This window comes from uncultured Dysgonomonas sp., assembly GCF_900079725.1.
Lineage (GTDB): Bacteria > Bacteroidota > Bacteroidia > Bacteroidales > Dysgonomonadaceae > Dysgonomonas.
In genome coordinates this window covers 4,618,213-4,644,568 of record NZ_LT599032.1, presented here as the reverse complement: position 1 = coordinate 4,644,568, position 26,356 = coordinate 4,618,213, and the positions used below count along the sequence as shown (strand labels likewise).

Here is a 26,356-nt window from a genome sequence, read left to right as displayed (position 1 = left end):
TATATTAATTTATTCGATAATTCTTATTGCTCCCAAATCAGCCGAACTTACCATGCTTGCATAGGCTTTTAGTGCTTTGGATACATAACGCTCACGATTTGGCTTAAAAGCATCCTTCCCTTTTGCCAATTCTTCCTGACGTCGTGCTTCCAGTTCTGCATCAGACAGCTTCACATTAATGGAACGTTTAGGGATATCTATTTCTATGGTGTCGCCACTACGAACCAGCCCTATGGCTCCGCCTGATGCGGCTTCGGGTGAAACGTGACCAATAGACAAGCCGGATGTACCTCCGGAGAACCGTCCGTCTGTAATCAAAGCACATTCTTTACCCAAATGCTTAGATTTAATATAGGAAGTCGGGTATAACATTTCCTGCATACCAGGTCCACCTTTTGGCCCTTCGTATGTAATGATGACTACATCTCCGGCGACAACTTCACCCTTCAGAATACCTTCACATGCCGCATCCTGCGAATGAAATACTTTTGCAGTTCCCGTAAATTTAAAAATACTTTCGTCAACCCCTGCTGTTTTCACTACACATCCGTTCAGGGCAATATTGCCTTTTAGTATAGCAAGACCTCCATCTTTGGTGTAAGCATGTTCTGCATTGCGGATACACCCCTCTTCCCTGTCTATGTCGAGCGTTGGGAAATAATTGTCCTGAGAACCCATTACCAAATTAAAACGGTTTCCCGGAGCCGATTTGTATGTAAGCTCCGCCTCTCTTGTTATAATTGTATTTTTTGTAATATCATATTTACTTATGGCCTGAGCAAGAGTAAGACCATCAGCCCTGGACACAGAAGTATCTATTAGTTTAGCTCTATCCAATTCTTTCATTATACCCAAAATACCTCCTGCACGGTTTACGTCCTGTATATGATATTTTTGTGTATTGGGAGCGACTTTGCAGAGGCAAGGTGTTTTACGGGACAATTTATCTATATCGTCCATCGTAAAATCCACTTCGGCTTCCTGTGCAATGGCTAAAAGGTGAAGAATGGTATTTGTAGAACCTCCCATAGCTATGTCGAGTGTCATAGCATTGAGGAAAGCTGTTTTTGTTGCTATTTTGCGAGGGAGAACCGATTCGTCCCCATCTCTATAATAACGATAGGCGTTGGTAACGATTTGTTTTGCAGCATTTTTGAACAATTGCATGCGATTGGCATGTGTGGCTACAATAGTGCCGTTGCCGGGCAATGCTAATCCGATAGCTTCGTTCAGGCAGTTCATCGAATTCGCTGTAAACATACCCGAACAGGAACCACAAGTAGGACAAGCAGCTTTTTCTATTAAACTTACTTCTCTATCGGAAACAGAATCATCTGCAGACTTTATCATAGCATCTATCAGGTCGAGCTGTTGGCCATCGAGCTTGCCAGCTTCCATAGGTCCGCCTGAAACAAAAATAGTAGGAATATTCAGTCTCATAGCGGCCATTAGCATTCCTGGAGTAATCTTGTCGCAGTTACTGATACAAATCATAGCATCGGCCTTATGTGCGTTTACCATATATTCTACACTATCGGCTATCAGGTCACGCGAAGGAAGAGAATAAAGCATGCCATCGTGTCCCATCGCAATACCATCATCGATAGCAATAGTATTAAATTCGGCAGCGAAGCAACCTAACGCTTCTATTTCGGCTTTAACCTTTTGTCCTATTTCATGTAGATGAACATGCCCCGGTACAAACTGCGTAAATGAATTTACAATGGCGATCAATGGTTTCCCCATCTGTTCTTCCTTCATACCGTTTGCCCGCCATAGAGCCCTGGCTCCTGCCATGCGTCTACCTTGTGTACTTGTCGAACTTCTTAATTCAAATCCCATAACTTTCTTAATTTAGCCGTTAGCTCATCGCCACAGGCTTATAGTTGTCTTTTAGTTTATTTATTATCCGGAATATTATAAAAAAGCCTTTCCCAAGAATGAGAAAGGCTATATTTATTTATTCCTTATATTATCGAGCTAATATACACACCTTTCTCATTTATTCTGGCCGACGAGGAGAATATCAAGAATGAGGACATGTAAAAAGCAATTTGTCATAATTTTATATCAAAAAGTGAACACAAAGTTATAAACTTTTTTTTAAATACAAATTTTATCATCGTTTTTTTACTTCTTGGAGAAGAAGTTGTTTTAAATAGAATGAAAAACCGACTGCAATTTATATCAAAATATCCAATAAAGCTCCCAGAAATTGTAAAGATTATGTAAAATATTTGGAGATCTGCTTTTTAAGGTCTATGTTTATCCAAACAGATTATATAGATATTTTTAGAAGAAAGGGTGCGTATGAAAAGACTTCACTGCTAATTATTTTAAGAATCTAATTTCTTATAGTTTATAACAGATTAAAATTTGATTATTATGCAAAAATATGAGAAATACAAGGTAATACACAGGATTTCATACATCGTTTTCTTTTCTTATTTACTGATTCTGGCTGTGGGCGATTTTGATTTTGGAGAATATACAAGTTATATACCATATTTTATTGTTGTTCCATTCCTGATATATTGTACGATAGCCATCTCTGTCAATATTCTTATCAGAAAAGCAAGGGCAAAAAAACATTTGGATAAAAAGAAAGAGAAAGAGTTGAGATATAACAGAAAAGGGATACCGACATTATCTAATATTTAATTTATAAAGAGATTACCTACAAAGTAATCTCTTTTGTTTTACCATCTGAAGGATATCTGCACAAAATTCATAGTATATTTCGGGCATTCCGTATCAAACTTTTTTATACAAATCACTATATTTACATAGTAAATAAACAGATATACAAGATCCGTAAGATTCAGCTATGAAAAAGACTATACTATCCATCCTTATAATCCTTACAATAATAAATGCTACTTCCGCCCAAGATATAGCAAGGAAAGGCAAAAGATTCCTGTATATAGGTGACTCCATCACCGATGGCAACTGGGGCGAAGGTGGTGCAAAGCCATCATCGGAACGTAATCATTGGGATCAAAACCATATTTTCGGTAGTGGCTATATGTATTTATGTGCAGCTCACTTTATGAGAATATTTCCGGAACAAGGATATGTATTTTATAACAGAGGAATTAGTGGAAACGCATTAGATGACCTCGAAAAACGATGGAAGGACGATGTTCTGGAAATAAATCCCGATATATTATCCATTCTTATAGGTACCAATGACATAGCCCGATATTTAGGAAGCGGAACAGATAAAGAATTTGATCTGGTTGCTTGGGATACGAAATACCGTAACCTTCTGGATTTATCTTTAGAAAAGAATCCGAATCTCAAAATCGTATTGTGTACACCTTTTGCTTATGAAACTGAAAATCTGAACAAGCAGGGACCATGGACTTTACGTCATCGACTGCTTGGTGAATGCAGCAAAATTATAGAAAAGATCGCATCGGACTATAATGCAGTCCTTGTTCCATTCGATAAATTATACGACAATCTATTAGGCAGATACCCAGATGTTCCGACAACTTATTGGCTTTGGGACGGTATTCATCCCACTGCCGCAGCTCATAAACGAATGGCTGATATGTGGATAGAGAAAACGGCAGTCTTATTTTGAGAAATAACGTTTACTATATCTTTGTCATTCTGAACGCAGGGAAGAATCTCTTTTAATTATAGAGGAGATGTTTCCCTGCGTTCAACATGACATGAGAATAATCTTATATAAATGTCATTTCACCTCATAGTCGAACCAGTCGTAATATGCTTTCGCCTTACTTGTCTTTCCATTCGACGAAGCATATAGCCCTATCATTACACCAGTGAAACCTCCTGCAACCTCGGTACTAAGATAACGGGTATCCAGTTTTCCCAATTCATTATAATCTCCATTCTCTGTTTCGGAACAAAAGAATGAATATTGCTGCGGAGCACCTTCAATTTTAAATCTCACTTTATTGCCTTTAAGCTCTTTTTCGGCTGCTATATAAGAAAGTGAACCTACCTGTACACGCAATTGAACGATATGCTGTCCTTTTACTTTTTTAAGGAATAAATCATAATGGTGTGTATTGTTCTGAATAAGTATGATTCCGGCCTCTTCATTTTCGGCAGAAGATTCAAATTCAAGAAGCGTCTCTGCTCTGAAGTCATGTTCTGTTTGCCTGCGCGCCACGAAAGATACAGCCTCGGTTTCATTCAATGTATATGGTGATGCACTGACTCTTAAGTGACCTTTTCTTTCAGTAAGAGAATAGTTTTCCCTTATGGGATTGCGCAGATACTGCCAGTCAAAACCTAATTTTTCCTCATCAAAGTTGGTTCGTAACGGAGCTTTCTTGAAAGGATGCAACGGCAATGTAGGTACGTTCATTCCCAGCGAAATAGTCCCATTCCCGTTCACCTGTGGCCACCCGCCTTTCGGCCAGTCTACAGGAGCAAGGAATGTTTCCCGCCCGAGTATATGATAATAGGAATATACCTGCGTAACCCTGAATCCGAGGAATACCATCCACCACGAGCCATCATTGGCTTGCACCAGGTCGGCATGTCCTACGCCCTGTATCGGATTCCCCTGCCCTATCCTGTTTGCATGTGTAAGTATAGGATTTAGTGGGCATGATTCGTAAGGGCCAAGAAGATTTTTACTGCGTCCTATCGTTGCACTATGCATATATTCCGTACCGCCTTCACCCAGTAGCAGGTAGTAAAACCCATCTTTCTTATAAATATGAGGAGCTTCTGGGAAACGTCCTCCGATACCTCCCCACACAAGATGCTCGGGACCGATCACTTTTCCTGTTTTAAGGTCTACTTCTGTCACTCTGATACCTTCATCACCTTGTGTAACGAAATAAGTTTTACCATCTTCGTCCCAGAAGATATCGGGATCGATACTTTTTATATCTACCCATGTAGGCTCGCTCCACGGGCCGGCAGGATCTGTCGCCGTGCAAAAGAAATTACCTCCACCCGACACGTTTGTACATATCACATAGAACAGCCCATCGTGATAACGCAGAGACGGCGCAAACAGCCCTCCCGAAGCCGGAGCCTTGTGTAACGGGAGCTGTGAATCGCGGGTAAGGCAATGCCCTATCTGCCGCCAGTTAACAAGGTCTTTGCTATGATAAATGGGCAAACCCGGAAAATACTCGAAAGAAGAGGTAACCATATAAAAATCATCGTTCACCCGGCAAATACTGGGATCGGGATTAAATCCCCTTAGGATAGGATTTTTATAGCCGGACTGAGAAAATACATTCACAGTGAATATAGTCACCAAAACCATAATAATAAATAATCGAAATAGGTTATTTTTCATTTTATGCTTTTTCATATATTACTATTTTGGGGTTGTTTTTGCGCTCCCTTTGTCATTCTGAACGAAGTGGAGAATCTCCATATTCCCTTTTCTTTATATGACCACAAGGGATTCTTCACTTCGTTCAGAATGACAAGAAGAATATCACTTATTTAATCTGAACAGTTACTGAACTTTTCACATCGGCAGACGATGCCGCACAATGCAGTGTAAATTTATCCGACTCTACTACCCAGTTGTGAGCTTTATCATCGAAGAAAGCCAGATCTTTCACAGGTACAGATAGTTCTACAGTTTTACTTTCACCTGCATTAAGAAATACTTTTTTGAATGCTTTCAGTTCTTTAGCGGGACGTTCCAGTGATGGTTTTGCCTGCGATGCATATATCTGTACAGATTCCGCACCGGCTACATTTCCTTTATTGGAAAGCGTAAAAATAACTTTTATAACATCATCTTTCCCATATTCTTTCTTGTCGGCGGATACTTTCCCATATTCGAATGTAGTATATGACAAGCCGTATCCGAACGGAAACAATGCCGGTATCTTCTTTGTATCGTGCCAGCGATAACCTACTAGTATATCTTCTTTATATATCTGTGTGATACTGTCGCCCGGATAAGAAATAGTACCGAATGACATCGCTCCGTTGTCTTCCAGTTTTCTAGGAATACTGAAAGGTAGTTTACCCGACGGATTTATGTCACCTGCTATTATATTCGCTGTCGCATTACCCGCTTCAGAACCAAGATACCAAGACTGCATCAATGCGGGTACTTTATCCAACCATGGCATTGCCACGGCATTACCGCTAACAATAACTACCCCCGTATTCTTATTCACTTTCAGCAAGTCTTCTATCAATTCATTTTGTCCGAAAGGAAGATCATAAGTGATGCGGTCGGCCCCTTCACAATCCTGCTGATAATTTTTGTTCAGCCCGCCGAAGAAAAGAACGACATCAGCATCCTTAACTAATGCCAGAGCCTCACGCTTCAATGAATCGACATTATATGGTGACGGTACAAAATTATCATATACCGTTGGGCCGGAACCGTAGCCCATTGTATAGAATACTTTATCTGCACCATATTTATTTATCAACCCTTCGAGTGGCGAAACTTCTTTTTTCACTTTCAGTTCCGACGAACCACCTCCCACGGTAAGCGAACGTGTAGCGTTTTCGCCAATCACCACAATTTTATTATATCTGCCTTTTGCAATAGGGAAAAAGTTATTGGTGTTTTTCATCAAAACAATGCCTTCTTCGGCTACTTTACGGCTTACTTCGGCGTGTTCCTTTGTAGCAAAGCTTCCGAATGGTCGTTCCCTGTCCATATTAGTACGGAATGTCAGGCGAAGCACACGGCGCACTTTATCATCGAGAGTAGACATCGGCAATTCTCCGCTTTTCAACATTTTCAGATAAGGCTGAGCCAGATAGTAATTATCGTATGCGAAGCTCTCGCCCCAAGTCAAGCCATTTGTCCATGTTCCCATTTCCACGTCCAGTCCGTAAAGAGCGGCTTCTTTTGTATCATGGGCACTACCCCAGTCTGTTACGACAATGCCATCATAGCCCCACTCACCTTTTAATATCTTATTAACTAATATCTCGTGGTGACTACAATACTGTCCTCTGAATTTGTTGTACGAGCCCATTACAGACCATACCCCACCTTCCTGAACTCCGGCTTTAAATGCAGGTAAATAAATTTCGTATAATGCCCTGTCACTTACTTCTACATCAATTACATTACGCCATACTTCCTGATTATTCAGCGCAAAATGTTTCAGACATGCCGACACTCCATTCTGCTGTACACCTTTAATATAGGGTACGACCATTTTAGATGCCAGATAGGGATCTTCACCCAAGTATTCGAAGTTGCGTCCGTTCATCGGTGTGCGGTAAATATTTACCCCCGGGCCCAATAATATATCTTTTTTTCTGTAGCGGGCTTCTTCGCCTATAGCATTCCCATATAATGATGACAATTCCGGATTGAAAGTTGCGGCAAGGCATGTCAGTGCAGGGAAAGCCGTGCACGAATCGTTTGTCCATCCGGCATGTGCCCATGTATCCCAATCTATTTCCATACGTACACCATGAGGGCCGTCGCTCATCCACAATTCGGGAATGCCCAGACGGGGAACTCCGGGTGTACTGAACTTAGACTGTGCATGGATGAAAGCCACTTTTTCTTCAAGAGTCATGCGCGATAAGGCATCCTCTATTCGGGTCTCTATAGGTTTACTATCATCCAGATAAACCGGAGTAGTGTTTGTTTGTGCCTGCACATTATTCATTAAGAAAAGGCTGAGCAAGCCGCAAATAAATGTTTTTTTCATGTTATCTTATAATTTTTATTAATTATGTTTTTTAATTATGCCAGTTAATGATTAAAACAGTTTTTAGTCAATAGATAACGGTCAACAGTAATACCTCATTTAGTTGTAGCTTTTCCACAAAGTTACAACCAACAGTCACAGGAGCGCAGCGTATGTAAAAGTTACACATTTTACAATCTTTTCTACCTGTTACCTTTTCCGTTCTTGTTAGGTATGTCCTTGTGTCTTCCGGCTAGCTGCTATACGGGTAACTATCCTGTATAAAATGCAAAAAGTAACACATGTAACAGTTTTTTAGCCTTTATACCTTTTGTGATTTCCTTCGTGTACTTAGTGGTTAAATCTCTTTACCACAAGGAACACAAAGAGTTACACAAAGAACACCTTTTTCAGTAAACAGTTAGCAGTAAACAGTCAACAATTAGAACTCCTTTATACTTATTACTCAATACTTACTACTTTGAAAAGGTAACAAAGGTTACACATATACCAGTTAGCAATGAACAGCCATCAGTCAGCAACTTGTATCTGGTATCTTGTTTACTTGTAACTGTTAAAAAGGTAACAAAAGTAACACCTTTCCTTAGTTTTTCTTTTTGCAACTTTTAGCCCCGATAACACGCTTGTTATCTGCCATGTATAGATAAAATTATATAGAAAAGTCACAATCCTTTCAGCTGTTGATTCCCATTTATTATGGTAATTTCGATATTCTGACTATTTCCCCTTTTTTCAGATGAAGAATTAATTTACCGTTCTCTGTTTTATAGTCTTTTGTCCCTGATACATCCATCTTATCGTCTGCAAGTTTAAAAGCAAATGTATTTGCAGCCCGGGCAACGAAATCAACATTAATAACTTTTCCATCTTTCCATGCAAAAGATACTTCTCCCCCACCCCTTACTTTCAAGCCTTTCACACTACCGTCTTTCCAACCGTCAGGAACGGAAGGCAACAGCTCAATATATCCGGCATGGCTCTGTACCAGCATCTCGGCTATACCCGCACAACCTCCAAAATTGCCATCTATCTGCATTGGCGGATGTGCACTGAAAAGGTTTGGATATGTACCATGCCCTTTACCTGCGGGTTTCAGCAGATCACCAATCAGCTTATAAGTTCGATCTCCATCTTTGAGCCGCGCCCAAAAATTTATCTTCCATGCCATAGACCAGCCCGTAGATTCGTCGCCACGGCGTTCGAGCGTCGTCTTTGCAGCTTCCATCAATTCAGGTGTTTTTTCGTATGTAAGTTCATAACCGGGATGCAAGCCATAGAGTTGCGATACATGGCGGTGATGTATCTCAGCTTCTTCATAATCTTCGAGCCACTCCATTATCTGCCCGTATTTGCCAATAGTGGTAGGCGCGAGCCTTTGTTTTTTTGTTTCTATGGATTCTATCCATTGTGCATCCGTATTCAGTATCTTTGCGGCTTGGGATACATTCGTAAACAGTTCACGCACAATCTGATTATCCATTGTAGAACCTGCGCAAACGCTCAGTATATCGCCGGATTCAGTTATATAAGAGTTTTCGGGAGAAGTGGTCGGAGCGGTTACCAAATAGCCGTTATTCGGGTCTTCGACCAACATATTTTCGAAAAATAGAGCAGCACCTTTCATTGTAGGATATACGGATTTCAGATATTCCACATCCTGCGAATAGAGGTAATGCTCCCACAAATGCTGGCACATCCAGGCCCCCGAAGTATTGGTCGCCCCCCAGGACGGACTCTCGCCCGGAGAAGTGAAGCCCCACACATTACCTAGTATATGAGTTACCCAACCATCGCTGTTATAATATATTTTTGCAGTTTTATGCCCGAGTTCTGTTAATGATTTTACATATTCGATAGTGGGTAGATGTAATTCGGAGAGATTACAAACTTCAGCAGGCCAAAGATTCATTTGCAGATTTATATTCAAATGGTAGTCTCCATTCCAGGGTGTATGTATTTGTGGTGCCCATAGTCCTTGCAGGTTCGGAGGCAATCCGCCTTCACGTGTAGATGAGATAAGCAGATAGCGTCCGTATTGCATATACAAGGCTGCTAAATCGTAATCGGTGCGATCATTTACAAAAGCTTCCAATCTTCTGTTTATAGGCAGGTCTGAATTTTTATTTTTACTTAATGTAAAGTCTACTCGTTTAAACAGGTTTTGATATTTTTCGATGTGTTTTTGTTTCCGGGTTTTATAGTTACCTTTTAATTTATTTAATAGATTAGCTGCAAGTTTTTCACGTTCTACTCCATTGTAGTTGGTTGCCAGAGAAATGGAAAGAGTTACCTCATCGGCATTTTTAATTTCTATATCCCTGGCATTGGTAAAGAGTTTTCCTCCCTTATGCTCTACTTTTACCATTCCCAGATATTTCATACCCTCTTTGCCTTCGCCTGCTGACAATTGACCAAATATGTAAAGAACCGGACCACTGGCATATGTTTCATAATTTTCGTCACGGCCGAGAGAGATACGCATATTCAGAGCCTTCGATTTGTCGGCACTATATCTGGCTATTCCTATATCATCTATAAAAGAGGTAAAATATTCCCTAGTATATTTAATCCCCCCTTTTGTATAAGTAACATCCGATAAGGCATTATTCATATCCAACGTCCGTCTGTAATCAAAAACTGTTGCAGATGCATCTGGATAAGTAAGATCTATGTAGAGATTCCCAAAATTTTCATATTTACCATAACCCGCGCCACTCCCTCCTTCACCTTTACATGTAAAGGTTTTGTACATTAACTCCTGCGCCTCACGGTTTTTCTTTTCGAAAAGGAGCTTTCTTATTTCGCCAAGATGTCTATAGGCATCCGGATTATCGGCATCCTGTTTATTTCCAGACCAAAGGGATATTTCGTTCAATACGATACGTTCCTTGTCTACTCCTCCCCAAGGCATCATCCCTATACGCCCATTACCCAACGGAATAGACTCCTCCCATGCAGAAGCCGGCTCGTTAAAATAATATTGCCATTTATTTTGCGAAAGAAGAGTGATGCAGGAACAGAAAATACAGACTAAAGCCAATAATACTTTTTTCATGGGATCAGTGTTTTTACAATATCACAAATTTATTGCTTTATTGCATTTTATCCCATTCCCAATGTTTCTATTGTAGGAATACCTTCATTCCCCGAAGGGGGCAAAATGTCTCCTAAAAGGGGGTGAAATGTTTACAAGGTTATTTAAATCACTTGGATTCATTCTTCTTATACTCATTAGGTGTTACCCCGAATTCTTCCTTAAAATATTTACGGAAATACTTCGGATCATTAAATCCCACCTGAAATGCAATCTCGTTTACAAACATCTGACTCTTTTCGAGCAAATCAGCCGCTCGTTTCAAACGGATAAAACGAATAAATTCAGATGGAGTTTTGTCCGTCAGAGCAAGAGTCTTTTTATAGAAATATACACGGCTCATCCCCATCTCCTTACACAGATCTTCAACCAGAAAATCGGCATTACCTATATTCTGTTCCACTATAGCTATCGCCTTTTGTACGAATTTCTCATCCATAGAGGTTATCTCGATATCGCTCGGTGCTACATCGTTTTTTTTCTTGAAGCTGCTTTGTTGCTTCTTTTGTTTCTCTATTATCTTAGCTATTTTCAGAGTCAGCATATCTATATTGAAAGGCTTGGCTATATAATCGTCAGCTCCGGCTTCTATACCCGAATAGCGATTCTCTTCCGACGACTTGGCTGTAAGCAATATAATCGGAATATGGGATGTGCGTATATCCCCCTTTACCTGCCTGCAAAATTCGTAACCATCCATTTTTGGCATCATTACATCGCAGAGTATAATATCAGGTAGCTGGTCGAGGACGATACGTAGGCCTTCTTCTCCATCATTGGCAGTAACTATATTGTAGTTATCAATGAACAAACCAGTTATAAACTCACAAAAATCTTCATTATCATCTACAATCAGTAATAATGGTAAATTTGCCCTCTGAACAGATTTCGTTTCATTCTTACCTCTTTCCGCTTCTCCGGGATCGCCTGAATGTATAACATCCTGACTACTCAGTTCTTTATAAGTAGAATTATTGATAGGTAACAGGATTATAAAAACAGAGCCTTTATCCACTGTACTTTCCACTTCTATTTCTCCTCCATGCAATTTCACATATTCACTCACCAGATGCAAACCGACACCTGTTCCAGACGGGGTATTCTTATCGGCTTTTTCAATTCTGAAAAAACGGTCAAATATTCTATCAAGATATTCTGGTTCCATCCCAACCCCTGTATCTGACACCCTGATTGTCAATTGTTTTGTAGCAGAGGTTTCATTACTCTGCATCAATTCTGATACACCTATACTGACATCTATATGTCCTTCTTCTGTATATTTAAAAGCATTGGATATGAGGTTCGTAATTATCTTATTCATCTTTTCTTTGTCAAACTCCATCTGTAACTCCTGCAAATAAGTTGTGAAAGTCAATTTTATAGACTTCTCTGCAGCAAGGGAAGAAAAAGACTGGCAAATATCTTTTGTGAATTCAATAATATTGCCACGCGATATATTGAGGTTCATTTTATTCAGGTCGAACTTTCTGAAATCGAGAATCTCATTCACCATTTGCAATAAGTTCTGTGCATTTTTGTGCATAATATTCATCGTCGCTTTTTGCTCATCCGATGCAGGAGATTTCATTAGTTTCTCCAGTGGGGTGAGAATGAGTGTCAACGGGGTTTTAAACTCATGGCTTATATTGGTGAAGAATTTAAATTTCAGTTCATCCACTTCATGTATTTTATTGGCTTCGAGAATCTTCTGTGCCTGCTCGTACTCTTCCCTTTGCTTATTGAGCTTATATTTAAGGAAAAAACGAATTATAGCCGCAGCCACAATAATGTAAATGATATACGCCCACCACGATAGCCAAAAGGGAGGCTGTACCTCTATCTTCAATACAATAGGTTCTGCAGACCATACATTATCATCGTTGCTCGCATATACTATAAGTTTATAAGTACCTGCATTCAGGTTGGAATATGAGGCAGCTCCTATACCGTTTGTTATTTCCGTCCACTTATTATCAAGCCCCTCAAGCATGTATTTATATTTATTTTTTTCGGGATGAATAAAATTAAGCGCTGAAAACAGGATTGTAAAATTCGTTTCTCCGTGATGCAGGGTTATCTCATTAATATCTATGATAGATTTTTCAATAATAACACGTCCGTCATATTTCACGTTGGGTTTTATCACCTGATTGGTAATCAGCAAATCCGTAAAGCGGGCTTTAGGAACATTCTTGTTAAAAACGATTTCTCGGGGGTTAAAAGCAACATAACCATTTGTACTTCCTATATATATGGTACCGTCTTTGTCCTTGAATATAGCATTACGATTACAAACAGAACTTGGCAAGCCGTCTTTTACATCAAAATAAGTAATTGTATAATTAAGTATCTGATCCGAAAAATTACAATAGATACAAGCCAATCCATTACGTGTACCAGCCCATACATTCCCGTCATTATCCTCTATAAGCGATACCACCTCATCACTTGGCAAACCATTACTCGCCATTATATAATAAAATTGATGCCTGTGAGGATCATAAATATTTATACCTTTATCGGTAGCTATCCAAACCAATCCTTTTGAATCGACAAATTGATAATTGATTGTTATATTAGTCAGGGAATCCAAAAGCTTGTTTTGAGAAAAGTATGCAGTAATCTCTTTCTTATCTTTGTCTATAAAATTAAGCCCCCTGTCGGTACCTAGATAAATATTTTTCACCGGGTCTGCAAACATGGACAAAACATAGTCCGAAAGCATTTTACTGTTACTTAAATTATGATGTGTGAAAGTACGTCGATTAACGTCCAATTTGTCAGTTCCACCACCTAAAGTCGCTATCCACAGATTATTCTCATCATCTTCGGCCAAACCAAATACACTCTTGCTTGATAATGAATTTGGATTATCTTCATCTACCTGATATCTCTTAAATTCTCTACCGTTATATGCATTCAACCCACCTAAGAATGTACCTATCCAAAGAATCTGAGCATGATCTTCGAATACCGAAGTAATTATATCAGACGATATGCTGCCGGCATCATTGGGATTATAGCGGAAGGTTTGTATACTTCCTGTAGCATCATTATATTTAACAAGTCCCCGGCCATTTGTCCCTATCCACAAATCCCCATTTTTATTCTTATACAAACTGTTGCAATCGAAGGTTTCGGCATTCTTATTAAATGTATAGAATAAAGGTGATTTCTTGAATTTAAACAAGTTAGGGTGATAGTATGATATCCCGTTCTTGTATGTCCCCACCCAGACAGTACCATCCGCCTCGCAAAAAATGCTTATTATCGAATTCTGGCTAATGGAGTTGTTATTGTATATATCATTCTTTACTACTGTTATTTCTTTTTTCTTCTTATCATAAATATTAACCCCGCCATGATCAGTACCTATCCATATAGAACCGCCGGCATCCTGTCCTACACATCTTATAAAACTGCTCGACAGGGCAACTTTACTTTTAGTATCAAGTAGTGTCCATTGATTTTCTTTCGGGCTGAAATAGGCCACACCTCTGTCGTCTATACTGGGATATATCCACAGATCGTTGTCAGAATCTATATAAATGGATTTCAGTATCGTAGAATTCTGATAATTCTCTTTGAAGAATGTATTCCGGATATCCACTTTACCCGTTTGTATGTTCAGTCGTTCTACAAGCCCATTAGCGTGTAATACCCAGATGAAATTTCCTTTAATCTTAATGTCTGCTATTCGAGACTGATCCAGAGCATTAACATCTGATGATTGAGGAAAAGCCGTCACCTGATGCGTAGCAATATCATATTTGAATATTCCTTTATCAGGATAAGCGATATAAAAATCTTTCTTATCATCCAGTTCTATTATAGAAGGTCCCGCCTCTAACCCCATCTTACCTAATAAAGAATCAACATTATTGATAAACGATTCTGTTTTCCAATTGTAAACAATATAGCTGCTTTCTTTAAGCCACAGATTGCCATCGATATCTTCCTGTATATCTATAATCCTATCATACAAGGGGCTATTGGGGTCGTTTTTTATATTTGTATAAACTTTAAAATTTACACCATCATACCTATTCAGTCCCATATTGGTACCAAACCACATGAATCCGCGACTATCTCTGAATAGAGATTCGGCTTGGTTATTAGATAAGCCATTTGTATTATTAAGGTGAGAAAACTCGAATTGCTGAGCGAGGATACTATATATAGATATAAAATAAATAAGTATAGATAATAATATAGATTTCTTCATAAGTAATTAAGATCAGGTAGGTTCTTCTCTTACAAACTTACATAAAATTATATGACACAGCGTACTGTGTTACCATTTAAATACCATTTTGGAAACATTTAACCCCCTACATATTTTTTTAGACACTTCCTTTAAGAACATTTAAGAAAAGCCGTTTTAAGCACTTAATCTAATTTTGTCTATAAGAAATCTAATCATAAAATAATTACCATGAGAAAAATTCAACTCGTACTTGCGAGCCTTTTGTCAGTATTATTACTTACTAACTGCCAGAGCGGACCTTACAAGAAAACAAACGATGGGGTAATAGTAACATTAAAGACGGAAGACGCTAACTCTACAAAACATGTCAGGTTACAAATTATCAACGACGATATCATTCGTGTATCGGCGACACCGGCTAACAATTTCCCGGAGAATAAGAGCCTTGTTACAATATATGATAAAACAAAAACTGAAGGTTGGGATGTTTCGGAACAAGATGGAAATGTTATTCTAAAAACCGCTACTACTATTGCATCCGTATCGCTGGCTACAGGTGAAGTATCATTTTCCGATATAAATGGCAACCTAATCCTTACCGAGAATAAAGGTGGAGGTAAAACTTTCTCTGATATCGAGGTAGAAGGCAAAAAAGCCTATACCATGCAGCAGGTATTCGAATCGCCGGCCGATGAAGCTTTCTACGGACTAGGACAACATCAGGCTGATGAATACAATTATAAGGGAAAGAATGAAGTTCTTTTCCAATACAATACAAAGGTATCGGTACCTTTTGTTTTATCAAGCAAAAATTACGGCATACTATGGGACAATTACTCTCTTACAAAGTTTGGCGACCCGCGCGACTATGCAGATTTAGACCAGTTTAAATTATATGATAAAACCGGTAAAGAAGGCGGACTCACTGCCACATATATGGTAAACGGGGATACAAGACAAATATTTACAGAAAGAAGCGAGTCACAGATTGATTATGAAAATCTGGAAACAATAAAGAAATTCCCTCAAGACTTTCCTTTCTATAATTCCCGTATCACATGGGAAGGCGAAATTGAAGCCAAAGAAACAGGTAAATACCATTTCATACTCTATTATGCAGGTTACACTACTATATATATGGACGAAGAAGTACTCGTACCCGAAAGATGGCGTACAGCATGGAATCCCAATAGTTACAAATTCACAGTGGATATGAAAGCAGGTGAAAAACGTAAATTGAAGCTGGACTGGAAACCTGATGGCGGTATATCATATATAGGACTGAAAGCATTAAGTCCTAGAACGGAAGAAGAACAGAACAAATTGTCTCTATGGTCGGAAATGGGGGATCAGATAGACTATTATTTCATCCGCGGAAACGATGCAGACGATGTTATAAAAGGATACCGTACCATCACAGGCAAGTCGCAGGTAATGCCTAAATGGGCTATGGGTTATTGGCAAAGCCGTGAACGTTATAAGACTGCTGATGAATTACTGACTGCCGTAAACGAATACCGCAAAAGAAATATACCACTGGATAATATTGTACTGGACTGGTCTTATTGGCCACAGGATGCATGGGGAAGCCACGATTTTGATCCGGCACGTTTTCCTGACCCTAAAGGCATGATAGACAGTGTACACGCTATGGATGCCCGCATTATGATATCAGTGTGGCCTAAATTCTATTATACTACAGACAATTATAAAGCTTTCGACGAAAAAGGATGGATGTTCAATCGCGCTGTGAAAGATAGTATCCGCGACTGGATAGGCACAGGTTATATTGCCGGATTCTATGATGCATACAGCGAAGGGGCACGCAAAATGTTCTGGGATCAGATGAATGAAAAACTATATTCGAAAGGTATAGATGCCTGGTGGATGGATGCTTCCGAACCGGATATTCTATCCAATGCAAGCATGCAATACCGAAAAGATCTGATGACACCTACAGCATTGGGTTCATCTACTGAATATTTTAATGCATACGCATTGGCAAATGCCATGGCTATATACGACGGTCAGCGCTCGGTAAAACCAAACGATCGTGTATTCTTACTTACCCGCTCAGGCTTTGCAGGCACACAACGCTATTCTACGGCAACATGGAGCGGTGATATAGGTACACGCTGGGAAGATATGAAGGCGCAGATATCTGCGGGACTTAATTTTGCCATGTCGGGTATTCCGTACTGGACGATGGATATAGGCGGATTCTGTGTTGAGAAACGTTACGAAGAGGCTAAAGAAGGCTCTGAAGACCTCAAAGAATGGAGGGAACTGAATACCCGCTGGTTTCAGTTCGGAGCATTCTGCCCATTATTCCGCAGTCATGGACAGTTCCCTACCCGCGAAATATACAACCTCGCACCGGAAAACCATCCTGCATACAAGAGTATGGTTTACTATACTAAACTGCGTTACCAAATGATGCCATACATCTATTCATTGGCTGGGATGACATACTTCAACGACTACACAATTATGAGAGCTTTGGTTATGGACTTTGGCAAAGATATCAAAACCCATAATATAAGCGATCAGTATATGTTTGGCCCCGATATAATGGTATGCCCGGTATATACTTATAAAACTACATCGCGTAATGTATACTTCCCAGCTAATACTAATTGGTACGACTTCGAATCAAACAAGTATATAGCAGGAGGACAAACTCTGAATGTTTCCGCTCCATACGAACGCATCCCTCTATATATAAAAGAAGGAACTATTCTACCTATGGGTAAAGATATACAAACCACGAAGGAAATACAGAAAGATCTTACCCTGAAAGTTTATACGGGTGCAAACGGAGAATTTACCTTATATGAAGATGAAGGCGTAAATTATAACTACGAAAAAGACGCATACTCGACCATCAAATTCACATATGACGAAGCGGCCAAAACACTTTCTATAGGCGATGCAAAAGGCGAATATGAAGGCATGCCTAAGGAACGGATGTTCCGTGTAGAATGGATTACTAAAGATGGTAAAACATCTGTTTCGGAAATAAAATATACAGGAAAAGCAAATGAGATAAAAATGGCACAATAAATATTCAGACATGAGATACAAAACAATATTAAATGTTTACTAAACCACTAATACAATGAATCCTAGAATGAAAACCTCACCTAAAAAAGCAAGTCTCCTTGACTTGCAGAGAATATGCCTGATACTAATTATCAGCTTATTCTCAGTAACCGGAATTTATGCTCAATCGGCGCATGAAATAACCGGAACGGTCACATCTCTTGGCGAACCCCTTCCCGGGGCTTCGGTAATCGAGGTAGGGACTACAAACGGTACAATGACCGATTTGGATGGTAAGTTTTCCCTTACCGTTAAAGATAACGCAAAGATTGAAATATCTTTCATCGGGTTCAAACCCAAAACAGTCACAGTTGGTACCGAAACAGTATTCAATATCGAACTGGAAGAAGAAATCAACTTACTAAATGAAGTCGTAGCAATCGGTTATGGTGTACAGAAAAAGAAATTGAACACCGGAGCCACCATACAGGTAAAAGGCGATGAACTGGCAAAAATGAATACGACAAATGCACTTCAAGCCTTACAGGGAAAGACCCCAGGTGTACAGATCACTTCTACATCAGGGCAACCCGGAGAGAGCCTGAAGGTACGCATCCGCGGATTGGGAACTGTTGCGGACGCATCACCGCTATTTGTTGTTGACGGAATATTGACTAACGACATTACTTATCTAAACAACAGCGACATAGAGTCTATAGATGTACTTAAAGATGCTGCTTCGGCTGCTATTTACGGTTCGCAGGCTGCAAATGGTGTGGTACTGATTACAACCAAAACCGGTAAGACGGGAGCTAAAGCGCAAATCACCTTCGATGCATACTATGGTGTTCAGCAAGCTGCCAGAAAAGCAAAGCTGCTCAACTCTCAACAGTATGCAACAATTATGAATGAAGCTGCTATAAACTCAGGTAAAGGCGCATATTTTACTAATGATGAAATCGCTAATATGGGAACAGGTAGCAACTGGATGGATGAAATGCTGGTAGATGATGCCATTACTCAAAACTATTCCCTTGGAGCATCAGGAGGCTCAGCCGCATCTGTATGGTCGATGTCGCTGTCTTATACCGGACAAGAAGGTATAGTCGGCGGTAAAGACTTGTCCAACTATGAACGATATAACTTTCGCATCAATACAGAACACAATCTGTATGACAATAAGGTAAGACTTGGTCAACATCTCACTTTCTCATACAGTAAAAAGAATGGTATACAAGTAGGTAATCAATACAACAATACACTGAGAGCAGCCTTTAATACCAGCCCGTTTGTACCAATGTATGACGAAGAGGGAAATTTCTGGAACAACAGTAATTCCGACTGGTACAACGGTGAAGCCAATCCTTATGCACAGATGGTATATAACAATCAGAACAAGAGTAATACTCAGAAACTCGTAGGAGATGTATATCTTGAACTGGAGCCTATCAAGAATCTGAAATTCAGGACAACATTGGGTATCGACTACTTTGCATCCGAAAATAATTCATACAAGCCTATTTATAAACTGTCTATATATGCATACAACGACCATTCTGAAGCGTTTCAGTCTATGAGTAAAGGCCGCACATACAACTGGGACAACTTGTTAAGTTATAACTTCAAAGTGAATGAAGACCATGATTTCGGTGCCATGTTAGGTTCATCTATGAGCCAATATTCGGGTACATGGCTAAACGGTAGTAACGCAGACCTGATTTTCAACAGCCTGAACCATGCTTATCTGTCGAATGCAACAAATACTTTAAGTAATCTGTTGAGCCTTGGAGGTAATAAAGATGCCGACATCAAAAAACTCTCATACTTTGGCCGCTTAAACTACAACTATAAAGAAACTTATCTAATAAACGCCACATTCCGTGCCGACGGTTCATCGAACTTTGCCAGCGGCAATCGTTTCGGATATTTCCCTTCTATATCCACAGGATGGATTATGAGCAATGAATCATTCATGGAACCAACCAAAAACTGGATGGACTATTTCAAACTAAGAGCGAGTTGGGGACAGGTAGGTAACCAGAATGTATCGGCATTCCAATATCTGGCTCTGATCAATCAGCAGAATGTAAACTATATTTTTGGTAATACTGAAGGCGTACTTACTCCGGGAGCAAATCTTGACAACCTTTCCAATCCTGATTTGAGCTGGGAAACATCGGAGCAATTCAATGTCGGATTCGACGCACGTTTTATTAACGGGAAAATGAATGTAAACTTCGACTGGTACAATAAAAAGACCAAAGATTGGATCATCAGTGTTCCTGTATTAGCAACAGCAGGTGTAAGCTCTAAATATATAAATGGAGGGGATGTTACCAACAAAGGTGTGGAATTAGGTGTATCATTCAGCGATAATATCGGAGGACTGGAATATACAATCGGTGCTAACGGTGCATACAATAAAAATACCGTAGGCCAGATTCCGACCGAAGGAGGAGTTATTCATGGTCTTACAAATATGCTTTACGACAATGCTACCGAATTCTATCGTGCACAAAATGGTGAGCCTATCGGATTCTTCTGGGGATACAAAACAGCCGGAATCTTCCAAAATGAAGCAGATGTACAAAACTATAAATCGAATGGAAAAGTACTTCAACCCGATGCTCAACCGGGTGACGTGAAGTATGTCGATGTTAACGGCGATGGCGTTATCGATACCAATGATAAAGGAAATGTAGGAGATCCTAATCCTGATTTCACATTCGGATTCAACATTAATCTTGCCTATAAAAATTTCGATTTTGCGCTTAATGCAAGCGGCATGGCAGGAAATGACATCGTACAATCATACAGGAATATAGCAAATCGTTTCTCTAACTATACAACATCTGTATTCGACCGCTGGCATGGGGAAGGCACATCTAATTCGATGCCACGTGTAACAGAAGATAATAAAAACTGGGCAAATTTCTCTGACTTGTATGTACATGATGGCAGCTTCCTTAGAATAAGCAATATTACATTGGGCTATGATTTTGCCAAACTGATAAAATCGAAATATATCAGTTCCCTGAGACTTTACGGACAAATACAGAACCTCTACACATTTACCAATTACGATGGTATGGATCCGGAAATAGGATATGGTGTAGACAGTTTCTCGTCGGGTATCGACCTGGGATATTACCCTCGTCCCCGTACCTATTTGTTTGGTGTTAATATCAAATTCTAAAACTGGAAAACAATGAAAAAAGTAAAAATATATTTATTAGCGAGTATCGCCATTCTATTCAGTGCTTGTGGCGATGGCTTCCTCGATGTAGAACCGAACAAACAGACAGAGGAAAACTTCTACAAAACAACCGATGATGCATGGAAAGCCTTAGTTGGCTGTTACGACGGCTTACAAACCGTATGGTCAGACGGAGTCAGTTTCCCTGTTGCTTCAGAAGTATTTTCTGACAATGCATTCGGTGGAACAGGCTCTTCCGATGATTTGAAATATCAGATGCTCGACGAATTTGATAAGTCTCGTTCACCATCTACGTCCCAAGTATTCGATGCCAACTGGAAAGCATACTACGCTGCCATGTTGAGATGTAATATGCTTATCAGCAAAGAAGACCAGATAGAATGGGGCAGCAACGAAACATTGAGAAAGACATATATGTCCGAAGCCCGTTTCATCCGTGCATACCTTTATTTCGATATGGTACGCCTTTGGGGGAATATTCCTTTGGTGATAATCCCGACTACCGACAACGTACCACAGGCTGCAGCCGATGATGTATATAAACTGATAGCGGAAGACCTTACTTATGCCTGCGAAAATATGCCTGCAAAACCGTGGAGTGCTTCCGATGTTACCACTAATGGAGGGCGTGTAACCAAATATGCTGCCGAAGCGCTGATGGCAAGAGTGTTCCTGTATTATACAGGCTATTATGGAAAAACAGATTTAGCCGGTGTTCAGCAATCTACTGTACTTGCATACCTTGAAGATATTATTACAAACGGAAATTATGGATTGGTTGAAAACTTTGCCAATTTGTGGCCAGTATCTTCTGTTGTAAAAAATGAAGAAGAAGACAATGTAAATGGCAAAATCAATTATGTAGGAGAAGATAACAAGGAAACCGTTTTTGCCATCAAGTATACATGGACAAGCGACTACAACGGCAATACCGATGGTAACCACTGGATGATTATGACCGGAATCCGTTCATTCGATGTATATCCTTATGCACAAGGCTGGGGCGCATGTCCTGTAGATCCTAAACTGTGGAACGCTTTCAAATCGGGCGATACACGTCAGGCAGTTTCGATAGCTTCGATCAAAGATGAAGGGCTGAAACTTTCTGCAAAACAAATACAGGATCAACGTGAATACACCGGATACTATTCGAAAAAATATATGCCGATGTCGATGTACAATGATAAAGGGGAACTGCAAGATGCCTCTATTATAAATGGGGCAGTTAATAACATGTTAGGGCAGTATCAGGATTATGTATCTATCCGCTATGCCGATGTACTGCTTATGGCAGCCGAACTGGGCAGCCCTAATGCTCAGGATTATATGGATATGATTATGGAGCGTGCATTCGGCGATTCATTTACACAGGTATATGCTACAAAAGCGAATATACTGGAACAACGCCGCCTGGAATTTGTGGGTGAAGGTATCCGTTACTGGGATCTGCTTCGCCAAGGCATCGACGTAGCTGCCCAGACAATAGCGACTACAACCGAAGTACAAAACGGAGGAGTAAAAACGACTAAAAGTATCGCTGCCGATAAAATCAGAACCACTAAAGGATTACAACAAATACCTCAGAGCGAAATAGACCTGTCGAATGGAGTACTGATACAAAATACAGGATGGTAATAAGGTCATAGACCTATTTATTACCTTGTTAATACACAAAAAATAATAAGTATATTATGAAAAATAATCTGAAATTATTATACACATTGTTAGGGTTGGTATTCCTCTTTGCATACTGTACTCCCGACAAATACGAGATGGGTGCAAGCATCTCTAAAGACGAACTGAAATACTCAATACTGCAGAATCCTGAAGATCCGAATATGATCATCATGGAAAGTCTAAATCCGGGATTTACCCCGACATGGGCTACCCCATACGGGCAGTCGATACGGGTGAAGGATACGCTATATATTGCTTTTCCGGGAACATACACATTCCAATATGGAGTACTGAGTGGTGGAGGTATTGTAGAGGCTGATGCCATAAATATTACTATTACGACCACCAACCTCAGCTATGTGGACGACCCGTTGTGGACAGCCCTTTGCGGAGGTGTGGATAATGAAAAAACATGGATACTGGATACCGGTAAATATGGTTTGGCTTCGGGGCCTATGGGCTATGCAGACCCATCAGCCACTCAGGAATATGAGAACTTCACACCAAACTGGGAACCGGGCGATGTGGGGCAAACGGCTGAAGATTTAGCTGCAACAATGACTTTCAGCCTCAAAGGCGGGCCATACCTTACTACCGTGAAACCAAACGAATCGGGTGGTAACGAAAGTGGCACCTACTTCCTGAATGCATCTACCCATACCCTGACAACGTCTAATGCTTCAATAATCCGTCTGGCTTCATTTATCGATAATGCATCGAACTGGACTTCAAACATTAAAATACTGCGCCTGAATGAAAACCAGATGAGACTGGCTATTATGCGTACAAACTCTGAAGGTCCGTGGTATTATATTTTCAACTATGTGTCTAAAACATATGCAGACAATTATGTGCCGGAAGATGTTCCTGATCCTAATTTCAACTTTGGAGACCAATCGGAAATACTATCTGTTACGTCTTCTAAGACATGGGTTGTGGATACAAACACACCTTTCAACTGGTCTGACCTTAACGGTAATCTGATGAACGACTGGAACAGTATAGAGGACTATCCGGACTGGACAGGCTACAATGCAGCAGCATCGGCTAACATTGCCGGATGTGCCATCACATTTACAAAAGATGGAAAGGTAACAATCAGAGAAAATGATGGTACGGAAACAGAAGGTACATATACCAACAAGCAAAGTACGAATACGATTACATTCAAAGATGCAATACCAAATTTCCCTGTTGCAGGCTGGGTTAATATTTCTACTACTGCAGCCAACCAGTGGAAGATAGTGAAAATAGAACATGATGTAATGGGCAGTGTAAGCGGTATATGGTTTGGTAACAGAGATGCTAATGAACCTCAGTATATGGTATATCACTTTATAGTAGGTAATACTGGTAATGAAGTAGATGTGAACAAGGCTATGAAAAAAGCACTGTGTGGCACTGGCTCAAAAACATTTAAAATAGATACAAACTGGCCTGTAGACTGGACAAACCTCAAAGGAGAGAACGGATGCACTGTTGCAGGTACTCAGGACGGATGGTATTGGGATGCTGCGACAATTGCTTCTGCACAAAACGCCTCAATAACATTTACACAAAACACTGATGGCAGCGTGACTTTCTCCAAAACGCAGGGTGGTATCACAACTACCTCACCATGTGTACTGGATGCCGAAAAAATGACAGTAACCATATCAGATACAGGTCTGCCTGCCTTCGAAGGAGCTGGCTCATGGCTACCTGTAACAGGCCCTACATACAAATGGGTAAGAGGAACCTTCACCAATGTGGATACCGATGGCTTCTGGCTGGGAGTGATGTCAAAAGAGGATGAATATACAGCATATCATTATATTCTAAAATAACAGTCATGGCTATCCCGGGATATTTATTTGAGATATTCCGGGATAACCGTCTTTTTCAATTAAACATAAAACGAAATTTCTGACAACATGAGAATATTCAAATATACATTAACCCTACTATGCTTACTGCTACCCTTCTGGGCCTGCGGCGACGATGATGATCCGATAACGGAGCCATCCATAGAGGCTTCCATTTCGGCAATACCGGCATCCTTTTCTTTCGAGGCTGATGGCGGCACTTCCAAAATGGAGATAACATCGAATACAACCTGGCGGATAGATTTCCCCTCCGATTCGTGGGTAAAACCTTCGATTCAAACGGCCAAAGGAAATGCATCTGTGACAATTACAGCAGATGCAAATGATATAGAAGAGTCACGTTCTGCTACATTCACACTCTCTGCTACAGGTGCAGAAAGTATTACAATTACGCTAACACAGGCCGCAAAAACGCCTGATCCTGTGATACCGGATTATATAGATCCAGATAAAACAGGAATGAGTAGTGACGCACTTGTATTAGCTGCAAAGATGAAGATAGGATGGAATCTGGGCAACTCGCTTGAAGCAACAGACGGTACTTCTGCTGGAGAAACCACCTGGGGAAATGCCAAAACATCGAAAAAGCTGATAGACGGAGTGAAAGCAGCGGGGTTCAATACCGTGCGCATACCGTGTGCATGGAACGCTTACATCGAAGACCAAACTACGTATAAAATAAAAGATTCGTGGCTGGCACGTGTAAAGGAAGTAGTAGATTACTGTGTGGACAACGATATGTACGCCATCATCAATATACACTGGGACGGCGGATGGCTCGAAGAAAATCCGACTTACGATAAGCAGGAGGAAGTGAACAAGAAACAGAAAGCGTTGTGGAAACAGATAGCCATATACTTCCGCGACTATGATGAACACCTATTGTTTGCAGGAACCAATGAAGTACATGTAGATTATGGGACACCATCAGCCGAAAACATTGAAGTGCAGTTGTCTTACAATCAAACCTTTGTAGATGCAGTACGCGCCACAGGCGGACGAAATGCCTGGCGAAATCTGATTGTACAAGCATACAACACCAATATAGACCTGGCTGTAAGTTCCCTGAAAATGTCGACAGATGCCACAGCAAACCGTATGATGGCTGAAGTACATTACTACGACCCTTATGAATTCTGTCTGCAAGAAAATAATTCAGTATTCTTGTGGGGAAAAGATTTCACTGGTGCAGGTACAGCTTCATGGGGACAGGAAGACTGGGCCGATGCTCAGTTTGCTAAAATGAAAGCAAATTTTGTGGATAAGGGTTTTCCTGTAATACTGGGTGAATACGCAGCTTCGTTAAGAACATCTCTTCCGGCAGCAGATTATGCCAATCATATCAAAGCACGCAATTATTATTTGAATTATATAACAAAAGCAGCACTAAAAAACGGGATGGTACCAGTTTATTGGGACAATGGTGTAACCGGAGACAAAGCATCGGGACTTTTCGACAGGGCTACCGGGGAGCAAGTGCATACTGATGCCATCAGTGCTATTATAGATGCAGGTAATTAAATACATTATAGGTTTTTAGGGCAAAGGTTTTTAGGGCTTTTTTGAACTGTAAAAGGTCAAAAAAGGTAAAGGCCGGAATTCAAT

Annotated in this window: 12 protein-coding genes; 7 read left to right on the top strand and 5 right to left on the bottom strand. The window is 40.2% G+C overall.

All coding sequences use genetic code 11. The features are described from left to right. Nucleotides 1-9 precede the first annotated feature (9 nt). Nucleotides 10-1,842, bottom strand: coding sequence for a dihydroxy-acid dehydratase (gene ilvD, locus QZL88_RS19035; protein ID WP_296944023.1), 1,833 nt, complete (start codon nt 1,840-1,842; stop codon nt 10-12). 543 nt (nt 1,843-2,385) lie between these two features. Here ilvD and QZL88_RS19030 point away from each other — a divergent pair. Beyond that, nucleotides 2,386-2,661 carry a hypothetical protein gene (locus tag QZL88_RS19030; RefSeq protein ID WP_296944021.1) on the top strand — a complete coding sequence of 92 codons (276 nt, stop codon included), beginning with the start codon at nt 2,386-2,388 and terminating at the stop codon, nt 2,659-2,661. Nucleotides 2,662-2,827: 166 nt separating this feature from the next. Then, a complete protein-coding gene (locus QZL88_RS19025; protein ID WP_296944018.1) occupies nt 2,828-3,589 on the top strand; it encodes a GDSL-type esterase/lipase family protein in 762 nt (253 codons plus the stop codon). A 114-nt stretch (nt 3,590-3,703) separates the two neighbouring features. Here QZL88_RS19025 and QZL88_RS19020 read toward each other — a convergent pair whose 3' ends face one another. From QZL88_RS19020 to QZL88_RS19005, 4 genes are all read right to left on the bottom strand, one after another. Continuing rightward, nucleotides 3,704-5,296: a glycoside hydrolase family 43 protein gene (locus tag QZL88_RS19020; protein WP_296945141.1), complete on the bottom strand. Its 1,593-nt coding sequence runs from the start codon at nt 5,294-5,296 to the stop codon at nt 3,704-3,706. A gap of 148 nt (nt 5,297-5,444) precedes the next feature. Further along, nucleotides 5,445-7,649: a glycoside hydrolase family 3 C-terminal domain-containing protein gene (locus tag QZL88_RS19015; RefSeq protein ID WP_296944017.1), complete on the bottom strand. Its 2,205-nt coding sequence runs from the start codon at nt 7,647-7,649 to the stop codon at nt 5,445-5,447. A 694-nt stretch (nt 7,650-8,343) separates the two neighbouring features. Beyond that, nucleotides 8,344-10,704, bottom strand: coding sequence for a glycoside hydrolase family 95 protein (locus tag QZL88_RS19010; RefSeq protein ID WP_296944014.1), 2,361 nt, complete (start codon nt 10,702-10,704; stop codon nt 8,344-8,346). 148 nt (nt 10,705-10,852) lie between these two features. Further along, nucleotides 10,853-14,968, bottom strand: a complete 4,116-nt coding sequence (locus QZL88_RS19005; RefSeq protein ID WP_296944012.1) for a two-component regulator propeller domain-containing protein — start codon at nt 14,966-14,968, stop codon at nt 10,853-10,855. 210 nt (nt 14,969-15,178) lie between these two features. Here QZL88_RS19005 and QZL88_RS19000 point away from each other — a divergent pair, with 210 nt between their 5' ends. The 5 genes from QZL88_RS19000 (at nt 15,179) to QZL88_RS18980 (ending at nt 26,272) form a co-directional block, all read left to right on the top strand. Continuing rightward, nucleotides 15,179-18,013 carry a TIM-barrel domain-containing protein gene (locus QZL88_RS19000; RefSeq protein ID WP_296944009.1) on the top strand — a complete coding sequence of 945 codons (2,835 nt, stop codon included), beginning with the start codon at nt 15,179-15,181 and terminating at the stop codon, nt 18,011-18,013. 55 nt (nt 18,014-18,068) lie between these two features. Further along, nucleotides 18,069-21,188, top strand: coding sequence for a TonB-dependent receptor (locus QZL88_RS18995; RefSeq protein ID WP_296944006.1), 3,120 nt, complete (start codon nt 18,069-18,071; stop codon nt 21,186-21,188). 12 nt (nt 21,189-21,200) lie between these two features. Beyond that, nucleotides 21,201-22,844: a RagB/SusD family nutrient uptake outer membrane protein gene (locus QZL88_RS18990; RefSeq protein ID WP_296944003.1), complete on the top strand. Its 1,644-nt coding sequence runs from the start codon at nt 21,201-21,203 to the stop codon at nt 22,842-22,844. 56 nt (nt 22,845-22,900) lie between these two features. Beyond that, on the top strand, nt 22,901-24,712 hold the full coding sequence (locus QZL88_RS18985) for a hypothetical protein (protein ID WP_296944000.1): 1,812 nt from the start codon (nt 22,901-22,903) through the stop codon (nt 24,710-24,712). A gap of 87 nt (nt 24,713-24,799) precedes the next feature. Further along, nucleotides 24,800-26,272 carry a cellulase family glycosylhydrolase gene (locus tag QZL88_RS18980; RefSeq protein WP_296943997.1) on the top strand — a complete coding sequence of 491 codons (1,473 nt, stop codon included), beginning with the start codon at nt 24,800-24,802 and terminating at the stop codon, nt 26,270-26,272. The last annotated feature ends 84 nt before the right edge of the window (nt 26,273-26,356 follow it).